General features: G+C 68.5%; 20 protein-coding genes. 13 read left to right on the forward strand and 7 right to left on the reverse strand.

Annotated features, from left to right (window positions below; translation table 11 throughout):
- Positions 1 to 16: 16 nt before the first annotated feature.
- Positions 17 to 922: an SMP-30/gluconolactonase/LRE family protein gene (locus ACFQZZ_RS20670; protein ID WP_378683037.1), complete on the reverse strand. Its 906-nt coding sequence runs from the start codon at positions 920 to 922 to the stop codon at positions 17 to 19.
- A 108-nt stretch (positions 923 to 1030) separates the two neighbouring features.
- Here ACFQZZ_RS20670 and ACFQZZ_RS20675 point away from each other — a divergent pair, with 108 nt between their 5' ends.
- Genes ACFQZZ_RS20675 through ACFQZZ_RS20695 form a run of 5 tightly spaced genes read left to right on the forward strand, consistent with a single transcriptional unit; the run spans position 1031 to position 4763 of the window.
- Positions 1031 to 1765, forward strand: a complete 735-nt coding sequence (locus ACFQZZ_RS20675) for an alpha/beta hydrolase (RefSeq protein WP_378683040.1) — start codon at positions 1031 to 1033, stop codon at positions 1763 to 1765.
- A gap of 15 nt (positions 1766 to 1780) precedes the next feature.
- Complete coding sequence (locus ACFQZZ_RS20680; protein WP_378683043.1) at positions 1781 to 2182, forward strand: hypothetical protein; 402 nt, start codon at positions 1781 to 1783, stop codon at positions 2180 to 2182.
- Complete coding sequence (locus ACFQZZ_RS20685) at positions 2175 to 3455, forward strand: WXG100 family type VII secretion target (RefSeq protein ID WP_378683046.1); 1281 nt, start codon at positions 2175 to 2177, stop codon at positions 3453 to 3455. Before ACFQZZ_RS20680 ends, ACFQZZ_RS20685 begins: the two co-directional genes overlap by 8 nt.
- Complete coding sequence (locus ACFQZZ_RS20690) at positions 3452 to 4219, forward strand: ESX secretion-associated protein EspG (RefSeq protein ID WP_378683049.1); 768 nt, start codon at positions 3452 to 3454, stop codon at positions 4217 to 4219. The genes ACFQZZ_RS20685 and ACFQZZ_RS20690 overlap by 4 nt, the downstream gene beginning before the upstream one ends.
- 19 nt (positions 4220 to 4238) lie before the next feature.
- Positions 4239 to 4763, forward strand: coding sequence for a gamma carbonic anhydrase family protein (locus tag ACFQZZ_RS20695; protein WP_378683052.1), 525 nt, complete (start codon positions 4239 to 4241; stop codon positions 4761 to 4763).
- A 30-nt stretch (positions 4764 to 4793) separates the two neighbouring features.
- Here the strand turns inward: ACFQZZ_RS20695 and ACFQZZ_RS20700 are convergent, their stop codons facing one another.
- Both ACFQZZ_RS20700 and ACFQZZ_RS20705 read right to left on the reverse strand, forming a co-directional pair.
- Positions 4794 to 5417, reverse strand: a complete 624-nt coding sequence (locus tag ACFQZZ_RS20700) for a phosphoribosyltransferase (protein WP_378683055.1) — start codon at positions 5415 to 5417, stop codon at positions 4794 to 4796.
- Between the two features lie 11 nt (positions 5418 to 5428).
- Positions 5429 to 6283, reverse strand: coding sequence for a carbon-nitrogen hydrolase family protein (locus ACFQZZ_RS20705; protein ID WP_378683058.1), 855 nt, complete (start codon positions 6281 to 6283; stop codon positions 5429 to 5431).
- Positions 6284 to 6345: 62 nt separating this feature from the next.
- On the opposite strand from ACFQZZ_RS20705, the gene ACFQZZ_RS20710 reads away from it, so the two are divergent.
- Together ACFQZZ_RS20710 and ACFQZZ_RS20715 are read left to right on the forward strand one after the other, a co-directional pair.
- The gene (locus ACFQZZ_RS20710) at positions 6346 to 8142 is read left to right on the forward strand and encodes a DEAD/DEAH box helicase (RefSeq protein ID WP_378683061.1); all 1797 of its coding nucleotides are present in this window, start codon (positions 6346 to 6348) and stop codon (positions 8140 to 8142) included.
- Positions 8143 to 8282: 140 nt separating this feature from the next.
- Positions 8283 to 11705: an AAA domain-containing protein gene (locus ACFQZZ_RS20715; protein ID WP_378683064.1), complete on the forward strand. Its 3423-nt coding sequence runs from the start codon at positions 8283 to 8285 to the stop codon at positions 11703 to 11705.
- Between the two features lie 285 nt (positions 11706 to 11990).
- Here ACFQZZ_RS20715 and ACFQZZ_RS20720 read toward each other — a convergent pair whose 3' ends face one another.
- Both ACFQZZ_RS20720 and ACFQZZ_RS20725 read right to left on the reverse strand, forming a co-directional pair.
- Entirely contained in the window at positions 11991 to 13169 is a 1179-nt protein-coding gene (locus ACFQZZ_RS20720; RefSeq protein ID WP_378683067.1) for an amino acid deaminase/aldolase, read from the reverse strand.
- A gap of 175 nt (positions 13170 to 13344) precedes the next feature.
- Positions 13345 to 13824 (reverse strand): TetR family transcriptional regulator, encoded by a 480-nt coding sequence (locus ACFQZZ_RS20725; protein WP_378683069.1) that lies wholly within the window; start codon positions 13822 to 13824, stop codon positions 13345 to 13347.
- 429 nt (positions 13825 to 14253) lie between these two features.
- Here ACFQZZ_RS20725 and ACFQZZ_RS20730 point away from each other — a divergent pair, with 429 nt between their 5' ends.
- A complete protein-coding gene (locus ACFQZZ_RS20730) occupies positions 14254 to 15000 on the forward strand; it encodes a tyrosine-protein phosphatase (RefSeq protein ID WP_378683072.1) in 747 nt (248 codons plus the stop codon).
- Between the two features lie 25 nt (positions 15001 to 15025).
- On the opposite strand, the gene ACFQZZ_RS20735 is transcribed toward ACFQZZ_RS20730, so the two are convergent.
- Both ACFQZZ_RS20735 and ACFQZZ_RS20740 read right to left on the reverse strand, forming a co-directional pair.
- Positions 15026 to 16273 (reverse strand): class I adenylate-forming enzyme family protein, encoded by a 1248-nt coding sequence (locus tag ACFQZZ_RS20735; RefSeq protein ID WP_378683075.1) that lies wholly within the window; start codon positions 16271 to 16273, stop codon positions 15026 to 15028.
- A 114-nt stretch (positions 16274 to 16387) separates the two neighbouring features.
- Positions 16388 to 17182 (reverse strand): enoyl-CoA hydratase/isomerase family protein, encoded by a 795-nt coding sequence (locus ACFQZZ_RS20740; RefSeq protein WP_378683078.1) that lies wholly within the window; start codon positions 17180 to 17182, stop codon positions 16388 to 16390.
- A gap of 136 nt (positions 17183 to 17318) precedes the next feature.
- On the opposite strand from ACFQZZ_RS20740, the gene ACFQZZ_RS20745 reads away from it, so the two are divergent.
- The 5 genes from ACFQZZ_RS20745 (at position 17319) to ACFQZZ_RS20765 (ending at position 24984) form a co-directional block, all read left to right on the forward strand.
- Positions 17319 to 18344 carry a glutathione S-transferase family protein gene (locus tag ACFQZZ_RS20745; protein ID WP_378683081.1) on the forward strand — a complete coding sequence of 342 codons (1026 nt, stop codon included), beginning with the start codon at positions 17319 to 17321 and terminating at the stop codon, positions 18342 to 18344.
- A 126-nt stretch (positions 18345 to 18470) separates the two neighbouring features.
- On the forward strand, positions 18471 to 19196 hold the full coding sequence (locus tag ACFQZZ_RS20750) for a hypothetical protein (protein WP_378683083.1): 726 nt from the start codon (positions 18471 to 18473) through the stop codon (positions 19194 to 19196).
- Complete coding sequence (locus tag ACFQZZ_RS20755) at positions 19193 to 20161, forward strand: ABC transporter ATP-binding protein (RefSeq protein WP_378683086.1); 969 nt, start codon at positions 19193 to 19195, stop codon at positions 20159 to 20161. The genes ACFQZZ_RS20750 and ACFQZZ_RS20755 overlap by 4 nt, the downstream gene beginning before the upstream one ends.
- Positions 20158 to 20940, forward strand: coding sequence for an ABC transporter permease (locus ACFQZZ_RS20760; RefSeq protein ID WP_378683089.1), 783 nt, complete (start codon positions 20158 to 20160; stop codon positions 20938 to 20940). The genes ACFQZZ_RS20755 and ACFQZZ_RS20760 overlap by 4 nt, the downstream gene beginning before the upstream one ends.
- A 270-nt stretch (positions 20941 to 21210) precedes the next feature.
- A complete protein-coding gene (locus tag ACFQZZ_RS20765) occupies positions 21211 to 24984 on the forward strand; it encodes an ABC transporter ATP-binding protein (protein ID WP_378683092.1) in 3774 nt (1257 codons plus the stop codon).
- Positions 24985 to 25079 lie beyond the last annotated feature (95 nt).

A 25079-nucleotide genomic window follows, 5' to 3' on the forward strand; every position in this document is an offset into this window, starting at 1 on the left:
GCTGCCGCCCAGGCGGCTAGCGAGACAGCCGAATGCGCAGGATCGCGCCACCCTCGGTGCCCGCGAGGAGTTCGTCGGGGCGCCCGGGTACGGCCACGACAGAGGTCATCGGCTGGCCGGTCAGGACGGTGCAGGCGGCATTCGTGTCCGGGTCGATGCGGACAAGTTGGCCGGAGATGGTGGTGACGTAGAGGATGCCATCCCGGTCGACCAGATCGTCGGCGAAGTCGGGGATACCGGGCAACGTCGAGGACAGGTCGGCGACGACGGATCGAGCGGCCGGGTCGTCGATGGACATCCGCAGTACGCGGCCGAGCGGATTTCCATTGGACGTCAGGTAGATCGAACCGCCGCGAACGACGATGCCGTTCGCGACGGCCGTCGCGGCCCGCGCGGTCCAGTCGGTGTCGACGGTGCCGTCCCGGCGGATGCGGGTCACGCCGGACGCGCCTGCCACATAGAGGTTGCCCGCGGTGTCGAAGGCCGCGCCGTTGGGCATGGTGAAACCGGAGACGAACGTCTCGGGCCTCGGGTCGGGGGCGGCGGGATCGAAGCGGACAACACCGCCCGGTCGCAACACGCTGGTGGGTGAATCGCCGTAGACGACATAGAGCAAGCCGTCGGGTCCAAGACGCACGGCACCCGGATATTCGACGGGTACTCGCGCGGTCAGTGCGCCCGAGCTGTCGTAGCGCTGGACTTCATTGCGGTAGAGGCGCGATACCCACAGGTTGCCCTGCGCGTCGTAGCCCACGTTTTCCGACCAGTCGAGGATCGGGACACCGGCGGGTACCGCGGTCGCGGCCAGCGCGGGAGCGCACGCGGCAATCGGTTCTGCGGCGACAGCGGACGGCGTACCGACCCCACCGCAGGCGATAGCGACCAGCGCGGCAATCGGCCAGCAGTGATGGATTCTGCGCACCCGGCACCTCGGTTCTCGAGACGAACACTGATCGTCCGGCAGTCTAGCCACCACGCGGATTCGGCCATGAAGTCGACTGATAGGCACCTGATTTGGCACTATCTGTAAATGCCATTTTTCGTCGGCGCTCGTGGCCGCATGCACTATCGGCGGTGGCCGGTCGAAAACGACCGCGACAGGGCGGGCGTAGTCGTACTACTGACCGGCATCGGGCAGCACAGCGGGCACTATCACCGCTTCGCACGGACGCCACGCGCGGCCGGAATAGAGGTGTGGGCGCTGGACACCTCCGGATACGGACTGAGCGAAGGCGATCCCAACAACCCAGGGACCCTCGCCGAACTGGTGGCGGACGCGACCATGCTGATCGAACTGGTGCAGGCCGAGCTGCCCGGCACACCGCTGATCCTGATGGGTCACTCGCTCGGGGCCGTCACGGCGCTGGGCACGCTCGGCGCCGCGGTGCCCGACAGGGGCTCGGCGACCGACGATCTGAACGCGGTGGAAGCGGACTACCCGCGGGCTCCGAGCCTGTCGCCGAACACCCTGGTCGGGCTGGTGTTGTCCGGGGTACCGAAACGGGCACTCGGCGGCGGCGCGCCCGGCGCGCCCGGATCGCCACTGCCGAGCTCACTTCCGGTGCTCGCCTTGCACGGCGTCGAGGACCGTCGCGCACCGATCGATGCGATGAGGGTCTGGACTCGTCGCCACGAATCGGTAGATTTACGCGAATACGCCGACGCCGGGCACGATTTGCTGCACGAGCCGGTGCACGCGCGGGTCGCTGTCGACATCGCGGAGTGGGTGCAGAGTGTCGTCGTGGGGTTGGCACGACACCGATGAACTGAACGCAGCACGATGAGGAAGGGGGACGCCGAGATGCGGTCGAACGTGACAGCCCTCGACACCGCGGTCGATGAGGGCGAACTGTGGATCGACGGCCTATTGGTCGCCGAGGGCGCGCCCGAGCGGTGCGCCCGCCGCTACGAGCAGCTCGCCGATCAGGTCGAGGCGCAGATCCAGCAGCTCGGCGCCGCCACCTCGCTGCCCGGGTTCGGCGGGTTCGGCTCCGGTGACGCGCTGCGCCGCGGCTTCGAGGACAAGGCCGACACCGCGGTGGCGCGGCTGCGGGAATACGCCGATACCGCCAGGGAACTCGCGCGCACCTTCCGTGCGGCCGGCGCGGCGTATACGCAAGCCGACGATGACCTCGCGGTGGCGGTCGATCAGACCGAGGTAGTGGGGGTCACGCATGCGTAAGCTGCCGCGCACCGCCGAACGCGGCGCCCATCGCACCGATCCCGACTATGCGCCTAACGTCGAGATCTTCGACAACCTGTCGCACCAGGACATCCACGCCGGGGTCCAACTACTGAATCCCGCCGTGCTCACCGCGGGCAGGCAGGCCTGGCAGGGTTCCGCGACCGGGCTGGCCGAGGCGGTCGAGCAGGCCCACACCGAGATTCGATCCGCCATCGCCGACGGTTGGCGCGGGAGCGCGGCACGGCAGGCCGCAGACGCCGTGCACCAGTTCGAGCAGTCCGGGCAGCAGCTGGCCGATGTGATGGCGACGGTGGCGCAGCGGCTCGGTCAGGCGGGCGATGCCGCGGAGGCACTGCGCGCCGCGGTCGTCGAGCCGTCCGGCGCCACACCGGATCTGACCGCCGCCCTGCTCGATCCGGGACAGGCCACCAGCAATGTCGCCGCGCAGAAGACCACCGAGCACTCCCGCCAGGATGTCGTGCAGGCGATGGACAGCATCTACACGAACGCGTTCATCCCCAGTGGGTCCGGAATACCGGCCTTCCCGGATGGCGCGACAGGTGCCGCACCCCAGACACCTGGAAGCACCGCGTCCGCGCCCGCCGCGACAGCGACTGCCGAAAGCAACACGGGAACGCTTACCGCAACGCAAATCTCGACAGCCACTCCCCTGGCTGCCGCGCCGGAGTCGACGGCGGTCGAAGCGACCGCACCGGCGGCAGCCGCCGAGACGACACCCGCGTCGGTTTCTCCGGCCGCCGCCGGTTCGCTCGGCAGCACCGGCGCTGCCGACCCGACACCTGCCGCGCCACGGGTTGTCGCGGCCGCATCGGAAACCCCGGTAGCCGGACCTGCGACGATCACCCCCGGCCGCAGTCCGCGAACGACCTCCGGCACACCCGTTGTCACCGCCGCCACGGCCGTGGTCACCCCGACCGCCCCCGGCTCGGGCGGCAACGCCAACACCTCCGACGACGAACGCAAACGCGAGGAGCGCCGCAAGGACGCCAACGCCGATGCGGTCACCGGCATGGGCGCGGGCGCGATGGGCGGCATGATGGGCGGCGCGCTCGCCGCCGCCGACACGCCTCGCCAGTCCGCGAGCCCACCTCCTCGGGCCGCGCAATCCGACTACGACGACGATGACGGTCTGCACTTCGTCGACGACGAGCTCACCTTCCTCGAACCGGCCGACGAGGCAGGCGAATTGATCGGCGCAATGGATCCGACGACACCGCCGGTACTCGGCGAGTGGACCGAGTACGAGTGAGCTGGACGCTCACGCCGGACCAGTTCGCGCTGGCTTGGGCGCGCACCGACGGTGATCGGATCCCCTACCCCCTTGCTGTCCGGCTATCCGCGCGCGACACCGCCGAGCGGGCGGCGCAACTGCCCGCGCTGAACCGGTGGTGCGACGGTGCGCTCGACGCAGACCTGGAAGCGGCGCTGCGTTTGCTGGCCAGGCCGACGGTGTGTGTAGAGGTATTCGGGCAGCGCGATGATTCGAATTCCGAGGCCGCCGTGCGGCCGGTGCGGGTACTCGGCGCGTCCGCGGGTGACATCGCCGTGGTCGCCGCGCAGCGCGCCGCCGCGACACCCGACCGCGGTGCTGACGTCCGGTTGTTCGTCGGCGCCGCGAAAAACCTTTCCGCCAGGGTGGTTTCGATGCTGCCGGAGAACACCCCCGGCGCAGTGCCTCGGATGACCGCGCCACAGACCAGGGTCAAAGAGGACAGCCGAGACCTGGTGACCGTGCCGGTCGCCGGTCCATCGACACCGTCGCGCATACGCAGACTGCTGAACCAGCCACGCGACGGCATCGGCCAGATCGTGGTCTCGCTGCGCCGAGCCGACGACGAGCTGCGCCCGTTCGGGGTGCTGTGCTGGATCGATGTGGTCGGCGACGGCCGGTACGCGGTGCGCACGGGCGCGGATGTCGACATCGTTCCGGTAACCGCGGAATTGTTCACCGGACAGCTGAGCCCGATGGTCACCGCGGCCGAACGCCGGATCGCCTACGCCGAACGCTGGTGAGCTTCGTTACGGTGGGCGGGTGCCCCTCTATGAATTCGAAGGCAAACGGCCGCAGGTCGATCCGACCGCGTTCGTCGCGCCCAATGCGACGCTGATCGGTGACGTCCGGGTCGAGGCAGGCGCCTCCATCTTGTACGGCGCGGTGCTGCGCGCGGATCTGGCGCCGATCACCATCCGCGAACGGGCCAATATCCAGGACAACGCGGTGCTGCACGTCCCACCGGACGTGCCGATGGAAATCGGTCCTGGTGCGACGATCGCGCACAGCGTGGTGTTCCACGGCGCTTCGGTCGGCGCGGAAGCCATTGTGGGCAACAGCAGCACAGTCCTCGATATGGCCGAGATCGGCGCCGGGTCGATGATCGCCGCCCACTCCCTGGTGCCCGCGCACGCGAAGATCCCCGAGGGTGTGCTGGCCGCAGGCGCGCCCGCCCAGGTCAAGAAGCCGATCGCGGGCACCCAAGCCGAGGGCTGGGTCAAGCTCAACCCGAGCTTCTACGCGGACCTGGCACAGCGCCATCGCAAGGGCATCACCGAGGTCTGACCGCCACTGTGCCGCGTGGTCCAGCGCCCATCACGGCAGCAGCTCGATGACTTCCTCGTCTTCGAGCTGGTGGAAGTCCACGTAGGCGGTGCCGACCCCGCCGAGCGTGCGCGGCACCAGCGGGCAGATCACTTCGTCGGCCTCCGCGCGCACCCTGCGCAGGGCCTCGGCCGAGGACACGGGCACGGCGACCACGATCCGCGCGGGCTGTTGCTGCGCCACGATGCGGCAGGCGACCATGACGGTGGCTCCGGTCGCCATGCCGTCGTCCACGATCACGACCGTGCGCCCGTCCATCGCGATCGGCTTGGCATCACCGCGCAGCACGAGGCGGCGGCGTTCCAGTTCGACGCGCTCGACGTCCTCGATCTCGGCGAACTGCTGCGGCGAAATCCCGGTGTGATCCAAGACATCCCGGTTGAGCACCCGGACCCCGCCCGCGCCGATGGCGCCCATCGCAAGCTCCGGCTGCCACGGCACACCGAGCTTGCGGACCAGCAGAATATCGAGATCGCCGCCGATCACATCACGAACCGCGGCTGCGACCGGAACGCCGCCCCGAGGCAGTCCGAGCACCAGCGGTTCCGACGCACGCAGGTGCTCCAGCTCAGCACCCAGCGCGCGACCGGCCGATGCCCGATCGGTGTAGATCATCCAAAAGAACGCTACTCCGGTACCCGCTCGGTAATCGTGAATCGACGCAATGCCAGGCTCGGGTTGGTGGTGCGCACCGCAGCCAGCTGTTCGAGGTCGATTCCGGCCGTCAGGACACCCGGTTCATCGCCGAGTTCGGCAAGCACGCCGCCGGTCGGATCGATGATCATCGATGCGCCGGCACCGCGCGGCGCGCACTGATCGGCGGCCGCGACGTACATCGTGTTCTCGATCGCCCGCGCGCGCAGCAGCGTCGTCCACTGATCCACCTTCGACGGACCGGGAATCCACTGCGCGGGCAGCACAAGGACCTGTGCGCCCGCCGCGGCGACGCGCCGGACGCCCTCCGGGAAGCGGAGATCGAAACAGGTCTGCATGCCGAACGTCACATCGTCGACAACGAATGTGGCGGGCGTCTCGATCTCGCCCGGCTCGACAATGTCGGATTCGAGGTGTCCGAACGCGTCGTAGAGGTGCACCTTCCGGTACCGCGCGACCAGGGTCGCGTCGGGTGCGAGCGCGACGAGGGTATTGCGGATCCGGTCCGCGCCCGGTGCCACTTCCTCCACTATTCCGGCCACCAGATGCACACCGAATTCGCGGGCGATCGCACCGAGACCGGTGACGAACGGCCCGGTCAACGGTTCGGCGGCGGCCACAACACGCTCGTCGAGCCGGGACACGGCAAACATCGAGTATTCGGGTGCGATGACCACTTTCGCGCCGCGTTCACCGGCCACCCGGACGTGCTCACGCAACGCCGCGAGGTTGGCCGACGGATCGGTTCCCGGCGCAAACTGAACGACCGCGACATCCAGCGCGGATGGCGCCGGGTTCTGATGCATGGACGCACTATCGGGTTGCATAGATCTCACGGTATTGGGCCGGTGGCCGGGACGGCCACCGCGAGGCAGTAAACTCCTGGTCAATGAGTACCAATCAGGTCGACAGCGTTCCTGGCGACAACGACAGGGACAACGACGGCCCGACTTTCGCCGATCTCGGGATCGATGACCGCGTTCTCGCGGCCATCGCCGATGTCGGCTATGAGTCGCCGTCGCCGATCCAGGCTGCGACGATTCCGCCACTACTGTCCGGCGCCGATGTGGTCGGCCTGGCCCAGACCGGCACCGGCAAGACCGCTGCGTTCGCGATCCCGATCTTGATGGGTCTCGAAACCTCCGGCAAACTTCCGCAGGCCCTGGTGCTCGCGCCGACCCGCGAGCTCGCGATCCAGGTCGCCGAGGCGTTCGGGCGCTATGCCACGCATATTCCAGGGCTGCACGTGCTGCCGATCTACGGTGGCCAGGCCTACGGCGTCCAGCTGTCGGGCCTGCGCCGCGGCGCGCACGTGGTCGTCGGTACCCCTGGCCGGGTGATCGACCACCTGGAGAAGGGCACGCTCGACCTGTCGCAGCTGAAGTACCTGGTGCTCGACGAGGCCGACGAGATGCTGAAGATGGGCTTCCAGGAGGACGTCGAGCGCATCCTGAAGGACACGCCGTCGACCAAGCAGGTCGCGCTGTTCTCGGCGACCATGCCCGCGGCGATTCGCAAGATCTCCAAGCAGTACCTGAACGATCCGGTCGAGATCACGGTCAAGTCCAAGACCTCGACCGCGACCAACATCACCCAGCGCTGGGTGCAGGTGTCGCATCAGCGCAAGCTCGACGCGTTGACCCGGGTCCTCGAGGTCGAGTCGTTCGAGGCGATGATCATCTTCGTGCGCACCAAGCAGGCCACCGAGGAGCTGGCCGAAAAGCTGCGCTCCCGTGGCTTTTCCGCGGCCGCCATCAATGGCGATATCGCGCAGAACCAGCGTGAGCGCACCATCGGGCAGCTCAAGTCCGGTGCGCTGGACATCCTGGTCGCCACCGACGTCGCCGCTCGTGGGCTGGACGTGGACCGCATCTCGCATGTGGTCAACTACGACATTCCGCACGACACCGAGTCCTATGTGCACCGCATCGGCCGCACCGGCCGCGCCGGGCGCAGCGGTGAGGCACTGCTTTTCGTCGCGCCGCGCGAACGCCACCTGCTCAAGTCGATCGAGCGGGCCACCCGGCATCCGCTGACCGAAATGCAGCTGCCGAGTGTGGACGACGTGAACGCACAGCGCGTCGCCAAGTTCGGTGACAACATCACCGAGAGCCTGACCTCGTCGAACCTGCAGCTGTTCCGCAGGCTCATCGAGGATTACGAACGCGAGCACAACATTCCGCTCGTCGACATCGCGGCGGCGCTGGCCGTGCTTTCCCGCGACGGCGACAACTTCCTGATGCAGCCCGAACCGCCGGAGCCGGAACGGTCGCGCAGGGAACCGCGCGAGCGCGCGCCGCGTCGATTCGAGGACGAAGAGGGACCGCGCGGCAGCGGACCTTCGCATCAGCGCGGGACCGGCGCCGAACTGGTGACCTATCGGATCAGTGTCGGCAAGCGGCATCGTGTCGTGCCAGGTGCGATCGTCGGCGCGATCGCCAACGAGGGCGGACTGCGGCGCAGCGACTTCGGGCACATCAGCATCCGACCGGATCACAGCCTGGTCGAACTGCCTGCGAACCTGCCCGCGGAAACGCTGGAAGCCTTGCGGCGCACCAGGATCAGCGGTCAGCTCATTCAGCTGACGCCCGATTACGGTCCGCCGGGACAGCGTCCGTTCAACCGCGCTCCGCGGCGTGAAGGCCCCGGCGGCAAGCGCCCCGAAAGGCGCCAGCCGCGCTCCTGAACCGGGGAGGGTTCATCGAGGTCAGGCGCGCTAGCTACAGTGTTGCCGTCCGGCGTGTATTGCAGCGCTAGTCGGCAGCGGGTGTCCCGCGAAGACGGGGGGCGGTGTCCCGCAAAGACACAGGAGGGCCGCGTTTGTTCGTGTTCGGTGATCGTGTCGTTTGCACCGCCGTCGATCTCGTGCGCGCGGCGCGTTGTGAGTTTGCGCTGCTGCGTGCCCTCGATACCGAACTGGGCAATCTCGCGCCCGTCGCGGACACCGCACCCGAAACCGCTGTGCGGCCGCACAGCGGTTTCGACGATTCGCGGGAACGCAGGCTCGCGGATTTCCGGGATCGGTTCGGCAGCACGATGGTGGAAATCCATTGCGCCGCGCGCGAGTCCGACGCGCCATCGGCCCACGTCGCGGCATTGCGTGACGCACACGCCGAGACCGTCGCCGCGCTGCGGGCCGGCGTGCACGTGATCCACGGCGCCACCTTCTTCGACGGGCGATTCTTCTGCTCCTGCGACTTTCTGGTGCGGGCGGGCCACCGGGTCCGCTACACCGTGCACGGCACCGCGGCGGATCCGCCGGATCAGGTCGGTGCGGCACTCGAACTAGCCGCGTGCGCCGAAGCTTTGGACGGCAGCGGCGCACTGACGGCACCTCTGGTCCGGCTGCACGAGGGCGAGAACAGCACCACCCACACGCTCTCCGATCTGGTGCCGGTGTATCTCGCGCGCCGCCGCCGAGTCGAACGCATTGTGGACGACAAGCTGAGCGAACTGCTGCCGGTGCAGTGGGGCGATCCGCGCTATCTGGCCTGTGGCCACTGCCCGACCTGTACCGCGGCGCTCGCGGCGGCGCGCGACCTGCTCCTGGTCGCCGGGATGCCACGCACCACGCGGGCGCGGCTGCGCGAGGCGGGCGTGAGCACCATCGATCGACTCGCAGTCACCGAGAACACCGTCCCTGGCGTGCCGCCGCGGACCTTCAGCGGGCTACGCAAACAAGCCGAAATCCAGCTGTGCCGAGAGGATTCCGGGAAACCGACACATCACCTTGTCGACATCATCGCGCTCGGCGCGCTGCCGCCGCCCTCACCTGGGGACCTCTCGCTCACCATCGATGAGGGTCCGGCCGGGCAGCCGACCGGCGTCGAGGTGGGCGGACCGGGCACCGTCCATCTGGCCTTCCGCATGGAATCCGCCGACGATGCCGCCGGACAGCGCCGTGCGCTGGACGAAGTGCTCGGCTATCTGGAGCAGCGGCGCCGGATGTATCCGGACATGCACGTCTACCACTACTCGTCCGGGGTCCGGTCCGCGCTGCTGCGCTGGACCGGCGCGCACGGCAGCGGCGAGGAAGTCGTCGACGACTTGCTACGCGCGGGCGTGCTGGTGGATCTGTATCCGATTGTGCGCAACGCGCTGCTCATCGGCGAACGGTCCTACGGGCTGAGCCGGCTACGACGGCTGCTCCCCGGCGAGGCGCATTCCTCGATCACCGAACGCGATTGCCTGACCGTGCTGCGGCTGCGGGACTGGCTGGTGGACCGGGCCGCCGAACAGCGGATCGACCCACAGGCGGTGACGCTGGAGCGCGCGAGTTCGTGGTGCCTGGTGACCGAGCCCGACGAGGCGGACCTCGCACCGCCGTCGCGGCCCTCCTCCATCGAGGCCGCACTCGCGGAATTCGCCGCGACACACGACGCACCGCACCATCCGGCCGCGCTGATGGCCGCAGCGCTCGGCTATCACCGGCGCGAACGCCAACCGCTGTGGTGGGCGCACGCCGACCGGCTCAGCCACCCGGTCGACGAATGGGCCGACGCCCCCGGCGTTCTCGTCGCCGACTGGGGCACGGTGGATACCAAATGGCATCGCAGCCCGCACCGGGCGACCATGCGCAGGTACCTCACACTGACCGGTCGGATCGGCATCGGCTGGGGCGCTGGAACGGGATCGAGCGCATCCGGCAATGGCGTAGCGGGCACGTCCGGCGGGCCGGGTCCGCACACCGCGGGCGCGGTGGCGGCGCACACTGTGCTGGCACCGGGAACCACCGTGTACACCTTCTACGACCATCCCGTCGCCGCGGGCATGGTCACCGCGGTCGGACGGCGGGCAACCGCCGTCGCCACGGTGCTCGGCTGTTCGGTGGACGCGGACTTCGACGACACCGTGCGGCTGGAGGAGTTGCTTTCGGAGGGCTGCGAACCCTACGACGACTTACCGACGGCCATCGCGCCCGGATTACCCGTGTGGGACGAGACCGCCGAGACCGCTGTCGAATTCGTCGCCCACGAGCTGCTGATGGCGCTGCCCGAGGTGCCATCGGGCGCGATATTCGACATCCTGGCGCGCCGTCCGCCACGGCTGCACCGCGCGGGCGGCCTCCCCGACGTGCACGGCGACCACGCCGCGGCGATCACCACAGCCATGCGCGAACTGGACAACTCGTACCTCGCCGTACAGGGCCCGTCGGGCACCGGCAAGATCTCCACCGTCGCCCGCGCGATCGAACGCCTCGTCACCAGGCACAAGTGGCGGATCGGCATTGTCGCGCAGTCGCATTCGACTGTCGAGAACATGCTGGACCTGATCGTCGAGATCGGGGTACTGCCCGAACTGGTCGCGAAGAAGGACGTGCAGTCGGTGGCACCGGAGTGGGCCGTGATCGACGGCGCCCGGTACGCGCGATTCCTGGACAACGCCGTCAATGGGTGCGTGCTCGGCGGCGCCCCAGCGGATTTCGCCGACGATGAGTTGGTGTCACACGAGCGCCTCGATCTGCTCGTGATCGCCGACGCGGGCGGCTTTCCGCTGGCCGACACCGTCGCGGTCGCGGTCAGCGCACGAAATCTGCTGCTGCTCGGCGATCCCGCGCCGCCGACCACGCGCAGCGCCCACCCGGAGCCGGTCGGTGAGTCGGTGCTCGGCTGGCTCGCCGAGGGACGCAACACCCTGCCGGCCGAACGCGGCTACTTCCTGGACCGGACCTGGCGGATGCATCCACGGGTCTGCGAACCGATCTCCCGGCTGTACTACGACAGCAGGCTGCGCTCCAACGAAACCGTCACGCTCGCACGGCAGCTCGACGGCGTGCCGCCCGGCGTTGACACCGTGCTCGTCGACCACACCGGCAACTCCATCGAATCGGTGGCCGAGGCGCGCGAGGTGGTCCGCCGGGTGCGCTCCCTGCTCGGGCTACCGTGGACGACCGGCGCGATGACCCGGCGGCTGCATCCGCACGACATCTTCGTCATCGCGCCATACAGCGCCCAGGTCGGCCTGATCCGGACCCTGCTCGCGCGCGCCAAGATCGAGGATGTGCTGGTCGGCACGGCCGACCGCTTCCGAGGCAGGGAGGCCGCGGTCGTGCTGCTCTCGATGACCACATCGAGCCCGGCCGACGCGCCTTATGGCATGGGGTTCCTGCTGTCACGCAGCCTGATCCAGGCCGCACTCTGCCGCGCGATGTGGAAAGCGATCATCATCCGCTCGCCACTGCTCACCGAGTATCTCCCCGCTACCCCGGACGATCTGTCGGATCTGGCGAGCTTCCTGCACTTGAGCTGAAGCGCGGCACGCGAGGTCATGTCGCGCTGCGCAATGCGGCTTGTCGTAATCCGGTGGCCGTCTGCACTCTTCGCATCTGTCGGAAGATCGCGTCGAATACCTATTCCGAGTATGGGTATTACCACCGTGAATTCATCGGATGAACCTAATTCCACAAAACGCCGACCGGCATCCGACTGGAATTTACAGCCAGACCGGTTGGTATTCAATGCGCAATTCAGAGCCTCGAAATAGCCGACAGTTGCGATCTCGAGTGGCGATCCGGACGAGAAACGTACGTCGGCGTCAGCCGAAGCAGTTGCCCTCACCGCGGTAGGTCGGCACCGTCGTCCTAGTGCCGTCACCGTCGACCAGATGGATGCGGTCGAAGCGCTCGCACAGCTCGCCCGCTTTGGCGTGGCGGAACCAGACCCGGTCGCCGATCCGCAGTTCCGCGGCACCGGACAGCGGCGTCTGCACCTCGCCTGTCCCCTCGGTGCCGATCAACCGCAACCCACTGGGCCACACCGGTTTCGGCACCCGGGACGGACCGGTCGGGCCGGAGGCTATGTAGCCGCCCGCGAAGACGGTGGCGATGGACAGCGTCGGCTTGCGCAGCACCGACGTGGCGAAATACAGCGCGGGGCGCGGCGTGAACGAGCGATAGTGGTCGAACAGCGTCGGAACGTACAGCCCGGAGCCGGCGGTCACCTCGGTGACATCGGGGTCGGCGATGCTGACCTCGATCGAGCCGGAACCGCCGCTGTTGACGATCTCCAGCTTGCCGACCACCGAGCGGACCGCATCGAGAACCTGCTTGCGGCGCTTGGTTATTTCGGCCGCCGAGGCCTTCTTCACCAGTCGCACCGCGATATTCGAGTCGGGCAGCCCGGCGATCTGCGCCTCGTAGGTCATCACGCCTACCACCTCGAAGCCGCGCTGTATCGCCGCACAAGCCAAGGCCGCCGCCTGGTCGGGGGTACGAATCGGCGAGCGGCGCACGCCCAGGTGCAGCGGTCCGATCCGCAGCGAGGCGTCCACGTCGAGACAAACCCGCGGATGCACCAGATCGCTGGCGACCGCGGCTCGGATCAGCTCCAGCTGCGCGACGTCGTCGATCATCAAGGTGATGGATTGCCGCAGGGTGTCGTCGGCGGCGAGTTCGGTAAGCGCGGCGCGATCGACGGTCGGATAACCGAGCAGCACGTCGCGGGCGCCACGACGAACCAGCCAGATGGCTTCGGCCAGCGAGTAGGACATGACGCCCGCGAACCCGCCGTCCGCGGTCAAGCCTTCGCCGAGCACTTGCTCCAACACCGCGCGGCAGCGCACCGACTTACTCGCCACGCGCACTGGCACCCCGCCCGCGCGGCGCACCAGATCGGCGGCGTTGGCCCGCAATGTGGGCAGATCGAGGGCGGCCAGCGGCGGGTCCAGCTCGGCCGTGGCCGTATGCAGTGCGACTATCGGCGACGTCGGGGTCACCGGTCCAACTCAACCATCAAACTGGTCAAACGTCCAGTATTGCCGGGCAGCCAGTCGCCAGCGGTGCCGTTTCGAGCGACCTGCAAGCAGTCGCCAGCGGTGCCGTTTCGAGCGACCCGCAAGCAGTCGCCAGCGGTGCCGTTTCGAGCGACCCGCAAGCAGTCGCCAGCGGTGATCAGACTTCGGCAGCCCGGGTGGCCAAGCTGCTGACCAGGTCGTCGAGCACCACCAAGGTGGTCTCGTCATTGCAATCAGCGAGCCAGCGCAGCACGGTGCCCTGAATTACCGACACGGCATAGGCCGCGATGGCATCCACCGGCTCCAGCCACTGCGCGCCGGACTTCTGGGCGCACAGGTCGAGGAAGACCGCGACCTCGGTGTCCATCTCGCGGTACACCGCGGACGCGGCCGGGTCGGCAATACATTCGGTCTGCAATTCCCAGCGCTGCCGCAGCGTCTGCACGGTCTCCTCGTAGGCGCGGATCTGCTTGGTCGGGGCAGCCTTGACCACCGGCCAGTACGCGCTCACACCGGCATGTAGCAGGACCCGCAACGCCCGCACTCCGGTGATATCGAGCGAGGCGGCTGCCTTCTCGACGGCGTCGCAGATGGTCGGTCGCAACCGGCCCTCCACTATTTCTCCACGAACGCTCAACGACGACTCCCTCGGCGAAAGAACTCGCGCACCAACGTCGGCGCGACTCGCTGAACATGGCGGGCCGCTCCCGAGAATCCCCCATTAGGAAATCCACTGGCTGCCCGGTCCAACATTCAGCAATCGTAGAGGCTTTTCGGGGTTTAAGGACAGGTTCAGCGGGTATTACCAGACTGAAAGAATGTTTTGTTACCTAAACGGAATAGCCTTGCGACCACCCGGTGTCCGCCGGAATCGCCTCCCCGGGCGTCACTCTCGGCAATCGCTGCCGCCGGACACACAATCGACCAGACTACGGTCCGCCTCGATTCGTCCTTGCATTCTGTGGGCAATCACACACAAAAACCTCGCAAATCGGTCATCTGGTCGTTCGGTGTTCGATCCGGGAACGACACCATAGCGACACCGACGGAGCGATAGCCTGGATCGGTGACTCTCTCACCCCCCGCCGACCAGTTCTTTCTCGCCGGCACGTTCAACTTCCGCGATGTCGGTGGCCTGCGCACCCTCGACGGCGCGAAGGTCCGCCCCGGTGTGCTGCTGCGCTCGGCCCAACTCAGCGGCCTGGACGCACCCGGCCACACCATCCTGCGCGAACTCGGCGTTACCGATGTGCACGACCTGCGTGGCCCGCGCGAGATCGACCACATCGGGCACGACAATCTGCCCGAGGGCGTGCGCCTGAACATCACACCGTTCGATTCGCGGATGACCGAGGCGCCGCCACACGACGCGCAGACCCATTCCGCGCTGGCACACATGCTCGAGGTCTACCGGATGTTCCCCGCGTTGCCCGAGGCGCATGTCGCGATCGTCGCCATCGCGGAATCGATCGTGCGCGGCGAGGGTGCGGTGCTGGTGCACTGCGCCGCGGGCAAGGATCGCACCGGCTGGGCGATCGCCACGCTGCTGCGCGCGGTCGAGGTCACCGAGGAAGACGTACTCGCCGACTTCCTGCTCAGCAACGCGGCAGTGCCCGCGCTGCGTGCCATGATGTCGACGAAACTGACTGCGGGACAAGAGCTCTCCGATGATGTGCTCGGCGTTCGGGAGGAGTACCTCGGTATCGCGTTGGAGTCGGTGCGCACGATGCACGGCGAGTTCGAGGTGTACCTGAGCGCTATCGGCCTCACCCAGGAACTGCGCATCGAGCTGCGCGAGCGCCTGCTGGAGTGAGCAGACAGACGGACGGTTCGGCGGGCTACTCGGGTAGCCCGCGGCGGACCAGGCCGTCGGCCTCGATGGTCACCTGATCGCCGGTGTGGAACCAGCTTCCGGTGAAACGGTCGGCGGTCGACTTCGGGTCGTTCCAGTAGCGGCGGGTGACATTCGGTCCGCGACAGAGCAATTCGCCGTGACCGACGCGGGCCTTCGGGCCCCACAGCGCCAATTCCGTACCGCCGAAGGGGAATCCGAGCACCGTGTCGGATGCGGTGTCGGTGTCGTCGTCGACGGCCAGACCGATGCCGCTGGTCTCGGTCGCGCCCCACACCGACCACCGCCGCGCCGCGGGGAACAGGTCCCGTAGGGCGGCCGTCAGATCCGCGGGTTCCGCGGGGGCGGCGGCCCGCTCGCCGCGGTGACCGGCATTGCTGACCCGGGCGATGCCGTCGGTGTGCAGGCCGTCGGTGCGCAGCTTCGCCAGTTCCGGCAGCAGCCGGGTGAAGATGCGCGGTGTCGCCGACACCATGTCGATCCGTTCGGCCACCAGGGTCTCGGCGAGCCTGCGGGTGTCCGGCGCGAGCACCACCGTGCCGCCGACCGCGAAGGTCGGCAGCAGCTGGTCCACGCATCCGCTGGCATGCGCCAGCGGCAGCAGCATCAGGTTGCGCAGCCCGTCTGTCGGCAGGTCGAGGGCCGCGACCACCGAACGGATGGCAGACAGCAGGTTTTCGTTGGTCAGCTCGACGCCCATCGGCGCGGCGGTGTCGCTGGTGTAACACAGCAGCGCCAGGTCACCCAGCGCCGCGCCGTCATCGATGAACGCGGCGCCGTCGGGCAGCGGCGCGTCCGATCCGCCCGCGCCACCGATGCCGAGCACGAAATCGGTACTGCTGTCGGCGATTACCCGCTCTGCCACCTCGGCGGACAGGCCGTCGTGCACAAGCACCGGCACCGCGCCGCTGAGCAGCGCGCCGAGAAACGCCTGCACCCACCTGGCGCCCGCGGGCATGTGAATGGCGACCCTGTCGCCGAATCCGATGCCGTGCTCCTGCAGGCCACCCGCTACCCGGGAGGCGGAATGCCACAGCTCCCGGTAGGTGAGCCGGGGACCACCGATTTCCACGACGGCCTCCCGGCCAGCGAAGGCATGCACCTGCAGATCGAGCAGTTCGGTGAGCGCGGGCGTCAGGTTTCCGTAGCGCAGCACGCCGTCGGCGCCGCGAGCCAACGGGTTGTCGCAGGCTTGTGGACGGGTCAGGGGGTATTCGACCAAGAGCTGTGACATGGGTCCTCCGCACACGCCTAGAGCTGGCAGGCTTGTGCGAACTATATGACTCGAGTCACAAATTTTCTGCGATTATGCGGCGAACGTGTCCGGCTTTTCGATTTCCGGCCCTGTTCACTCGCCGGTGTAGGTCGCCTTGCCCGGTCCGACTTCGAGGAAGCTGCGCACCGCGCCGCGCAGGTCAGCGGTGCCGAACAGCGCCCCAGACACCTCCGGAGTCACCGAATCGGCATGTGCCACACCGCCCGAGCGCCACGCCTCGATGATCTGCTTGGTCGCGGCGTGCGCCTTCGTCGGTCCCTGCGCCAGGCGGTGCACAAGTTCCTTTGCCGCGGTGTCGACGTCCTCGTGCACGGCGTTCACCACGCCCCAGTCGGCCATGGTCGCCGCGTCGTAGAGGTCGCCGGTCATCACGAACTCGCGGGCCCGGCCGGATCCGGCGCGCTCGGCCAGCCGCTGCGGGCCGCCCATTGAGGGCGTCAGACCGACAACCGTCTCGACCAGACCGAACTTCGCCTTCGGCGCGGCCAGGATCAGATCGCAAGCCAGCGCCATCTCGAACGCCGCGGTCAGGGTGAGCCCGTGGGCGGCGAACACCACCGGGCATGGCAGCGCTTCCAACGGATGGATGATCTGGGCGAACAGGGTGCGCCACAGCTCGGCGCCCTGCTCGGTGGACAGGCCGTCGAAGACGTGCACGTCCACGCCACCGGACACCAGCTTGCCCTCTGCGCGCAGCAGCAGGGCCCGCGGCGGGCGGGCGGACAACTCGGCGAGATCGGTGACCAGGGCATCGAGCATTGCCTGATCGAAGAGGTTCAGCGGCGGACTGGCCAGTGTCAGGGTGGCCACCTCCGCGCCGCCGTCGGTGGTGCTGCGCTCCAAGCGGGTTGCCTTCGTATCACTCATCCGGCCAGCCTAGAAGGCGCCGGCGGACGCAGTCCGTCCGTAGCCCGCGCCGGACCGAACGAAGGCGAGGCAGCCGGTAAGGAGGACCGCAGCAGCGCGACAGTCGCCTGTCGCCGCTGTCTGCGAGACTGTCCAAGTGACCAAGTCGGCATCCGAAAATGGTTCCTACGTCGAGCTCGGCGAGTTCAAGCGGGACACCAACTACATCCAGACCCGCATCACGGCGAAGGGACGCGACGGCTATCCGGTCGAGGCGGGACGCTATCGGCTGGTGGCGGCGCGGGCCTGCCCGTGGGCCAACCGCACGCTGATCGTGCGCAGGCTGCTCGGGCTGGAGGACGCGATCTCGCTCGGGTTGTGCGGGCCGACGCACGACAAGCTCAGCTGGACCTTCGATCTCGATCCCGGCGGGATCGATCCGGTACTGGGGATTCCACGGCTGCGCGACGCGTTTCTGGCACGCTTCCCCGAGTATCCACGCGGCATCACCGTGCCCGCGATCGTCGAAATCCCTACCGGACAGGTGGTGACCAACGACTACGCGCAGATAACCCTCGACTTCTCCACCGAGTGGACCGAATTCCACCGCCCCGGCGCGCCGCGGCTCTACCCGGAACCGCTACGGGCCGAGATCGACGAAGTGAATCTCGCGGTCTTCCGCGACGTCAACAACGGCGTGTACCGCTGTGGGTTCGCCGGCGCCCAGGACGCGTACGACGCGGCCTACGATCGCCTCTTCACCCGTCTCGACTGGCTGTCGGAGCGACTGGCCGGACAGCGATACCTGGTGGGCGACACCATCACCGAGGCCGATGTGCGGCTGTTCACCACGCTGGTCCGGTTCGATCCGGTGTACCACGGCCACTTCAAGTGCAATCGGAGCAAGCTGACCGAGATGCCAGTGCTGTGGGCCTACGCGCGCGACCTCTATCAGACGCCGGGATTCGGTGACACCGTCGATTTCGGCCAGATCAAGACCCACTACTACGCCGTGCACACCGACATCAACCCGACCAGGATCGTGCCGAAGGGCCCCGAGCTGGCCAACTGGCTGACCCCGCACGGCCGGGAAGCGCTGGGCGGCAGGCCCTTCGGGGACGGCACCCCGCCGCCGCCGCCCGCCCTGGCCGAGCGAGTGCCCGCACTGAACCAACCGGCATGATCGAGCGCCTGGCGGGCCAGGTCCTGTTCGGAACCGATTCGGCTGGGTAGTTCGTTGTCATGACGAGCTGACGGCAGTCGGTGCCATACAGTTCACCCAACACAGGTGGAAGAGGAGGATGACGCCGTGTTCAAAGGTGCGTTCGAGAAGACGGTGGTCGAGCTGCTCGATTCCGGGTCACGCCTGCAAGCGCCCGCTGTCGCCAAATACGTCGACCGACTCCGGCGCTCCCACCCGACCGAGAGCCCCGCGCAGATCATCGAGCGGCTGGAGAAGCAGTACCTGCTAGCGGTGACCGGCAGCGGCGGAGCCGTCGGCGCGACCGCCGCGGTGCCAGGTGTCGGCACCATTGCGGCCATCGCCGCCGTCAGTGCCGAGACGACCTTCTTCATGGAGGCCTCCGCGGTGTTCACGCTGGCGGTGGCGGCCGTGCACGGCGTCTCCCCCGGGGACAAAGAACAGCGCAGGGCGCTGGTGCTCGCCGTCGTCCTCGGTGACACCGGGATGGAGATCGTCGAGAAGACCGTCGGCCACTCCGCGAAAAACTGGGGCACGGTCTTCGCCAACCGCATTCCCGGGCTGTCGAGCATGAACGACTCGTTGCTCAAGCGGTTCATCATCCGCTTCATCACCAAGCGCGCGGCCCTGATGGCGGGCAAGATCGTCCCGGCGGGCATCGGCGCGGTGATCGGCGGCGTCGGCAACCGAGCACTGGGCAAGACGACAATCAACAACGCGCGCAAGGCATTCGGGCCCGCACCGGTGGTGTGGCCCGCCGATCGGAACCTCATCGTCGAGGCCGATCCGCTGACCGCGATCGACCCGGCGAAGCCGCCGACCACACCGCGATGAGCGCGAGCAGGGGACCCGCGTTCACCGTCCGCGGCCTGAACAAGCGGTACAACCTGGTGTCGGCCGTCGAGAACGTGAGCTTCACCGTTGCCGCGGGCACTTCGGCCGCACTGGTCGGTCCCGCGGGCGCGGGCAAGACGACCATCCTGCGGATCGTGCTCGGCCTGCTCGAACCGACCGCGGGGTCGGTCGCGATCGGCGGACAAGGCTTGCCGGGAACCGCGCGAGCGGTGGGCGGCATGCTGGATCCGCGCGGACTGCATCCAGCGCGCACGGCGCGCGACCACCTGCTGGTGTACGCCGCGGCGGTCGACGTCGCGGACGAGCGGGTCGACGAGGTGATCGACCTCGTCGGCCTCGGCACGGCAGCGGACACCAGGGCGGGTGCGCTGACCGCAGGACAGCAGACCCGGGTGGCCTTGGCGACCGCGTTGCTCGGCGATCCGCCGCTGCTCGTTCTCGACGAGCCCGCCGCGGGCCTCGACAACGCGGAACGCGCATGGCTGCAAGAGTTTCTGCGCAGGCATACGCGGCGCGGTGGCACGGTGCTGTTGTCCAGCCAGAGCCTCGCCACGGTGATCCCGTTCGTGGACAATCTCATTGTGCTCAGCGAAGGCTCGGTGGTGTACGAGGGCAGTCCGGCCCGACTGCGCCGCGGCCATCCCGATCGCCTGGTGGTTGCCTCGTCCACGCCGATCGCGCTCGCGACAACGCTGGCCGCGCAGGGCTTCACCGACACGGTGATCCGCCCCGACGGGCGGCTGGCCGTCGCCGAAGCCACCGAGGGACAGATTCACGAGGCGGCGAAGACCGCGGGTGTGCGGCTGGACAGCATCACCCCTGACCCGATCCATCCCGACCGGGTATTGGCCTCGCTCACCAAACCGGCCCGTCCGCAGCCGACGCCGTATCCCGGAGTTGCCGCCCACCTTCCGACGCCGACGCCCTACGGGATTCCACGATGATCGACATCCTGCCCGCGGACCTCGTCCCGGCGGTCAACTCCGAGGTCCGCAAGGTCACCACGCTGCGCCCGAGCCGGATCCTCGGCATCGGGGTGCCCGCGATCGCCCTCGTCGCGAGCGCGGTCACCGCGATCCTCGCCGGACCGGCCGATCCGAAAGGCAATCCCGCTACCGGCGCCGCGACGATCGGCCTGTATCTCGGCCTCGCGGTCGCGATCCTGGTGTCGGGCGCCTTCGGCGCGGCAGGCGCGGGGGCCGAATACCGCTACGCCACCATGTCGGTGACCCAACTGTTCACCTCCGACCGCGAGCGGCTCGTCACCGCGAAACTCGTTGTCACCGCGGGGTTCGCGCTGGCGACCACGTTCGTTGTCGAGTTGGTCGCCATGGCCTGTCTGATCGGGTTCGGGCGCGGAAAATTCGACTTCGGCATCCGCCTGCTCACCGTGCTCGGCGGCGGCCTGCTCGCCGCGGCGTGCTGGTCGTTGATCGGCGTCGGCCTCGGGCTGTTGCTGCGCACCTCGACCGGTGCGGTCGCGACCCTGCTCGGTTGGCTCGTCGTCGTGGAGCCGTTGAGCTGGCTCGTCGCCGAGGGCCTCGGTATCCCGGGCTTCGCCACCCTGCTACCCGGCGCGGCCACCGTCAGCACCGTCGCCGTCGGCTCGTTCACCGACAGCGACTTCCTCGCCCCCGCACCCGCGGCCATCGTGGTCCTGCTGCTGTGGGCCATCGGCGTCGCGGGCGCGGGCTGGTGGTCGGTGCGTCAACGCGAGTTGTGAACCCGGTCGGATAGCTGCCGAGATCGGTGCGCGAACACGAACTGCGGGTCTACTCGGGTAACTGCCGCGACCGCGGATAGTCGATGGCGGCCGACACGAACCGCGAGCCCGCTGCGCCGAGGGCACGGGTGCGATCCGAAGCGCTCGGGCAACTGAGATCGCGGTGGCGCTGCGGGGAACAACAGTGTGTCGGTTCGCGTCGTTAACGTCGACTTACGTACGAACGAAGACGACCGAGATAGGCGAGCACCTGATTTGAGCGAACACCTGATGAGCGTGCGTCCGCGCGGTTGGATGCGCAGGCTGTGGGCCGAGAGCCGGTCGCACGGCGGGCTGCTCGCGGGGATCGCGGCCGCGTTGGCGGTCGGTGCGGTGGTGGAGATCACGGCGCCGCTGCTCACCAAGCGGGCGCTCGACGCGGCAGGGGTCGGTGATACCGACGTTATCGGGGTGGTCGCCGGCCTGCTCGCGGTGCTCGCGGTCGGCCGGTTCGCTGCCGCGTTCGGACGCAGGATGCTGGCGGGGCGGCTGTCATTGGATGTGCAGCACAGCCTGCGGTTGCAATTGCTCGGGTCGCTGCAGCGACTGGACGGGACCGGGCAGGACGCGATGCGCACCGGCCAGGTGGTGTCCCGGTCGATCACCGATCTGCAGTTGGTGCAGGGGCTGCTGGCCATGGCACCGCTGTCGGGGCTCGCGCTGCTGCAGTTCCTGCTCGCGGCCGCGGTGATGGTGTGGCTGTCACCGCCGCTCGCGGCCGCCGCCCTGCTGGTGGTGCCGGTGATCGCGCTGGTGGTGTATCGGATGCGACCACGACTGTATGCCGCGACCTGGTCCGCGCAGCAGCGCGCCGCCGAGGTCGCCCAGCATGTCGAGGAGACCGTCACCGGTGTTCGCGTGGTGAAGGGGTTCGGGCAGGAAGCCCGCATGGTCGAGGTGCTGGAGCGACACGGCAGGACGCTGTATGCCGAGCGCATGCGCGCGGCACGGATCAACGCGCGGTTCGCGCCCATCGTGTCGGCGGTCCCGCAGGCCGGACTTGTGGCGGTGATCGCCTTCGGTGGACTGCTCGCGCTGGACGGCACGATCGGCATCGGCACCTTCCTCGCCTTCGCCGCCTACGTCGCCACCATGACCTCGACCACCCGAACCATGACCTCGGTCGTGATCATGGCCCAGCTGACCCGCGCGGCGGCCGAACGGGTCTTTCAGGTGATCGACACAGCGCCGACGATCGCCGACCCCGCTACTCCCGCCGCGCTGCCCGACGGCCCGCTCGGCATCGACATAGATTCGGTCACTTTCGGATTCGACCGCGACCGCCCGGTGCTGCGCGACCTCGACCTGACGGTGCGCCCCGGCGAGACGGTGGCGATCATCGGCCCCGCAGGTTCCGGCAAGACCACCCTCTCGCTCTTGTTGCCCCGCTTCTACACACCGGACTCCGGCAGTATCCGCCTGTTCGGCACCGAAAACGACACCACCGCTTCGCAATCCGACGCGCATCAGGCGGCTGTCGATATCGCGGATGTCCGAGCCGCCGACCTGCGAAGCGCGATCGGTGTTGTCTTCGACGATCCGTTCCTGTTCTCCGACAGCATCGCCGCCAATATCGCACTCGGCAGCCCGGATGCCACCGACGCCGAGATCCGGCAAGCCGCCGAGCTCGCCGCGGCCGACGATTTCATCACCGAATTGCCCGACGGCTACGACACCGTGGTCGGCGAGCGCGGGCTGACCCTGTCCGGCGGTCAGCGCCAGCGGATCGCGCTGGCCAGGGCGCTGCTGTCGCGGCCGCGCATCCTGGTGCTCGACGACGCCACGTCCGCGGTCGATGCGGTGACCGAGGCCGCGATCTTCGACACACTGCCCGATCAGGGCGGGCGCACGACATTGATCCTGGCCCATCGCGAGTCCACCCTCGCCCACGCCGATCGGGTCATTCGCCTGCCCGCCCCCGCCGTGGCGCACCACCTCGAGCACCTGGATGTCCCCGAGATCCCGGCCCGAATCGGCCGCGGACCCGCAAGGATCGGCGGCCCGGGATCGGTGTCGGGCGCGGCGGCCGATCTCAGCGAAACACCCGAGTTGCGCCGCGATATCGAGCGGCTGCCAGCGGCCACCGAGGAACCTGGCCTGGACCAGCGGCGACTGCGGGAACCCGATCCCGGCTTCCGGCTGGCTCGGCTGCTGCGGCCGGTCCGCTGGCTGGTGCTGATTGTGATCGGCCTGCTCGCGCTGGACGCGCTCATCGGGGTCGCCTTCCCGCCGATCGTCCGCTATGCGATCGATTCCGGTGTCGGCCACGCGGATTCGGGTGCGCTCGCCAAGGCGGCGGCGCTCGGTGTGCTGCTGGTACTTGCGGGCTTGGCGGTGGCCGCGGCGGCGACCGTGCTCACCGCACGCACCGGCGAACGAGTGCTCTACGGCCTGCGCGTGCGCAGCTACGCCCACCTGCAACGACTGGGGCTGGACTTCTACGAACGGGAACTGTCCGGACGCATCATGACCCGGATGACCACCGACATCGACGCGCTGTCGACCTTCCTGCAGACCGGCCTGGCGACCACGCTGATCGGTGGCCTGACGTTGGTCGGCATTGCGGTCGCGCTGCTGGTCATCGATGCGTCCTTGGCCATGGCGGTGCTGGTCGCCTTGCCACCGCTGGCCGTCGCGACCTGGCTGTTCCGTCGCGTCTCGTCGACCGCTTACTCGGTGTCGCGCGAACACGTCTCGGCGGTGAACGCCGATTTCCAGGAGAACGTCAGCGGCCTGCGCGCGGTCCAGGCCAGTCGGCACGAACCGATCGCGGCGCACCGGTTCGCCGAATACTCCGAGCGCTACCGCAACAGCCGGATGCGGGCACAGCGGGCCATCGCGATGTACTTCGCGTTCGTCATCGCCTGGGCGGATCTGGCGCTGGCCGCGGTGGTGTTCGTCGGCGCCCGTGAGGTCGCGGGCGGTACCACGAGTCCTGGCACGCTGATCGCCTTCGTGCTGTACCTGGAGCTGCTGTTCGCGCCGATCCTGCAGCTCTCGCAGGTATTCGACGGGTATCAGCAGGCCAGGGTCGGCCTGCGACGGATCGGGGAGCTGTTGCGCACCCCGTCCTCGATCGCCGCCGATTCCGCGGATGCGATCGCGATCACGGACGGACTGCGCGGCGAGGTCACCGTCGACGGTGTTCGATTCCACTACCCGGGCACCGACGCACCCGCCCTCGATGGCGTCTGTCTGCATATCCCGGCAGGCTCGACGCTCGCGTTGGTCGGCCCGACGGGCGCGGGCAAGTCCACCATCGTCAAGCTCCTTGCCCGCCTCTACGACCTGCCCAACGACCTCGACACAAGCCGAGATCCCGAACACGGCGTCCGGAATCAAGACCACGGCACCGCCGATGGCGGGCGTACCGACAGTCCGGCAACCGGCGCGATCCGGGTCGACGGCGTCGACATCCGTGACTATCGCCTCGTCGACTATCGATCCCGGCTCGGCATCGTCCCGCAGGAAGCTCACCTCTTCACCGGCGATGTCGCGAGCAACATCGCGTTCGGGAAACCGTCCGCGACCGATGCGGAGATCGCCGCGGCCGCGGCGGCGGTCGGCGCGACCGACATGATCGCCGCGCTCCCGCTCGGCATGCGCCAGCCCGTCGGCGAGCGCGGCCGCGGGTTGTCGGCGGGGCAGCGTCAGCTCGTCGCGCTCGCCAGGGCCGAACTGGTCGGCCCCGATCTGCTGCTGCTGGACGAGGCGACCGCGACACTCGATCCCGACACCGAAGCATCGGTACTGGTTGCGAGCCGTTCGCTGGCGCGCGGCCGGACCACCGTCGTCGTCGCGCATCGTCTCGGCACGGCTGCACGTGCAGACGTGATCGCTGTCGTCGATCACGGGAAGATCACGGAAATCGGCACGCACGCCGCGCTGGTGGCCGCTGACGGGCCATATTCCCGGCTATGGGCTGCGGCTCGGGAAACAGGGGGAATATTCTCGGTCACAGACGAGTCGTCACCTATGGGATCGGGACTGTCGGGTGGTCAGTAGATCCGCCGGTTTGCTGCTGGGCCTATCCTCAGATAGGGCGCATCGGCGCGCATCCGCTGATCCCCGTGCCGGGCACGTCACAAACGTCGCAGCGC

Source organism: Nocardia sp. GCM10030253 (assembly GCF_042675075.1).
Classification (GTDB): domain Bacteria; phylum Actinomycetota; class Actinomycetes; order Mycobacteriales; family Mycobacteriaceae; genus Nocardia.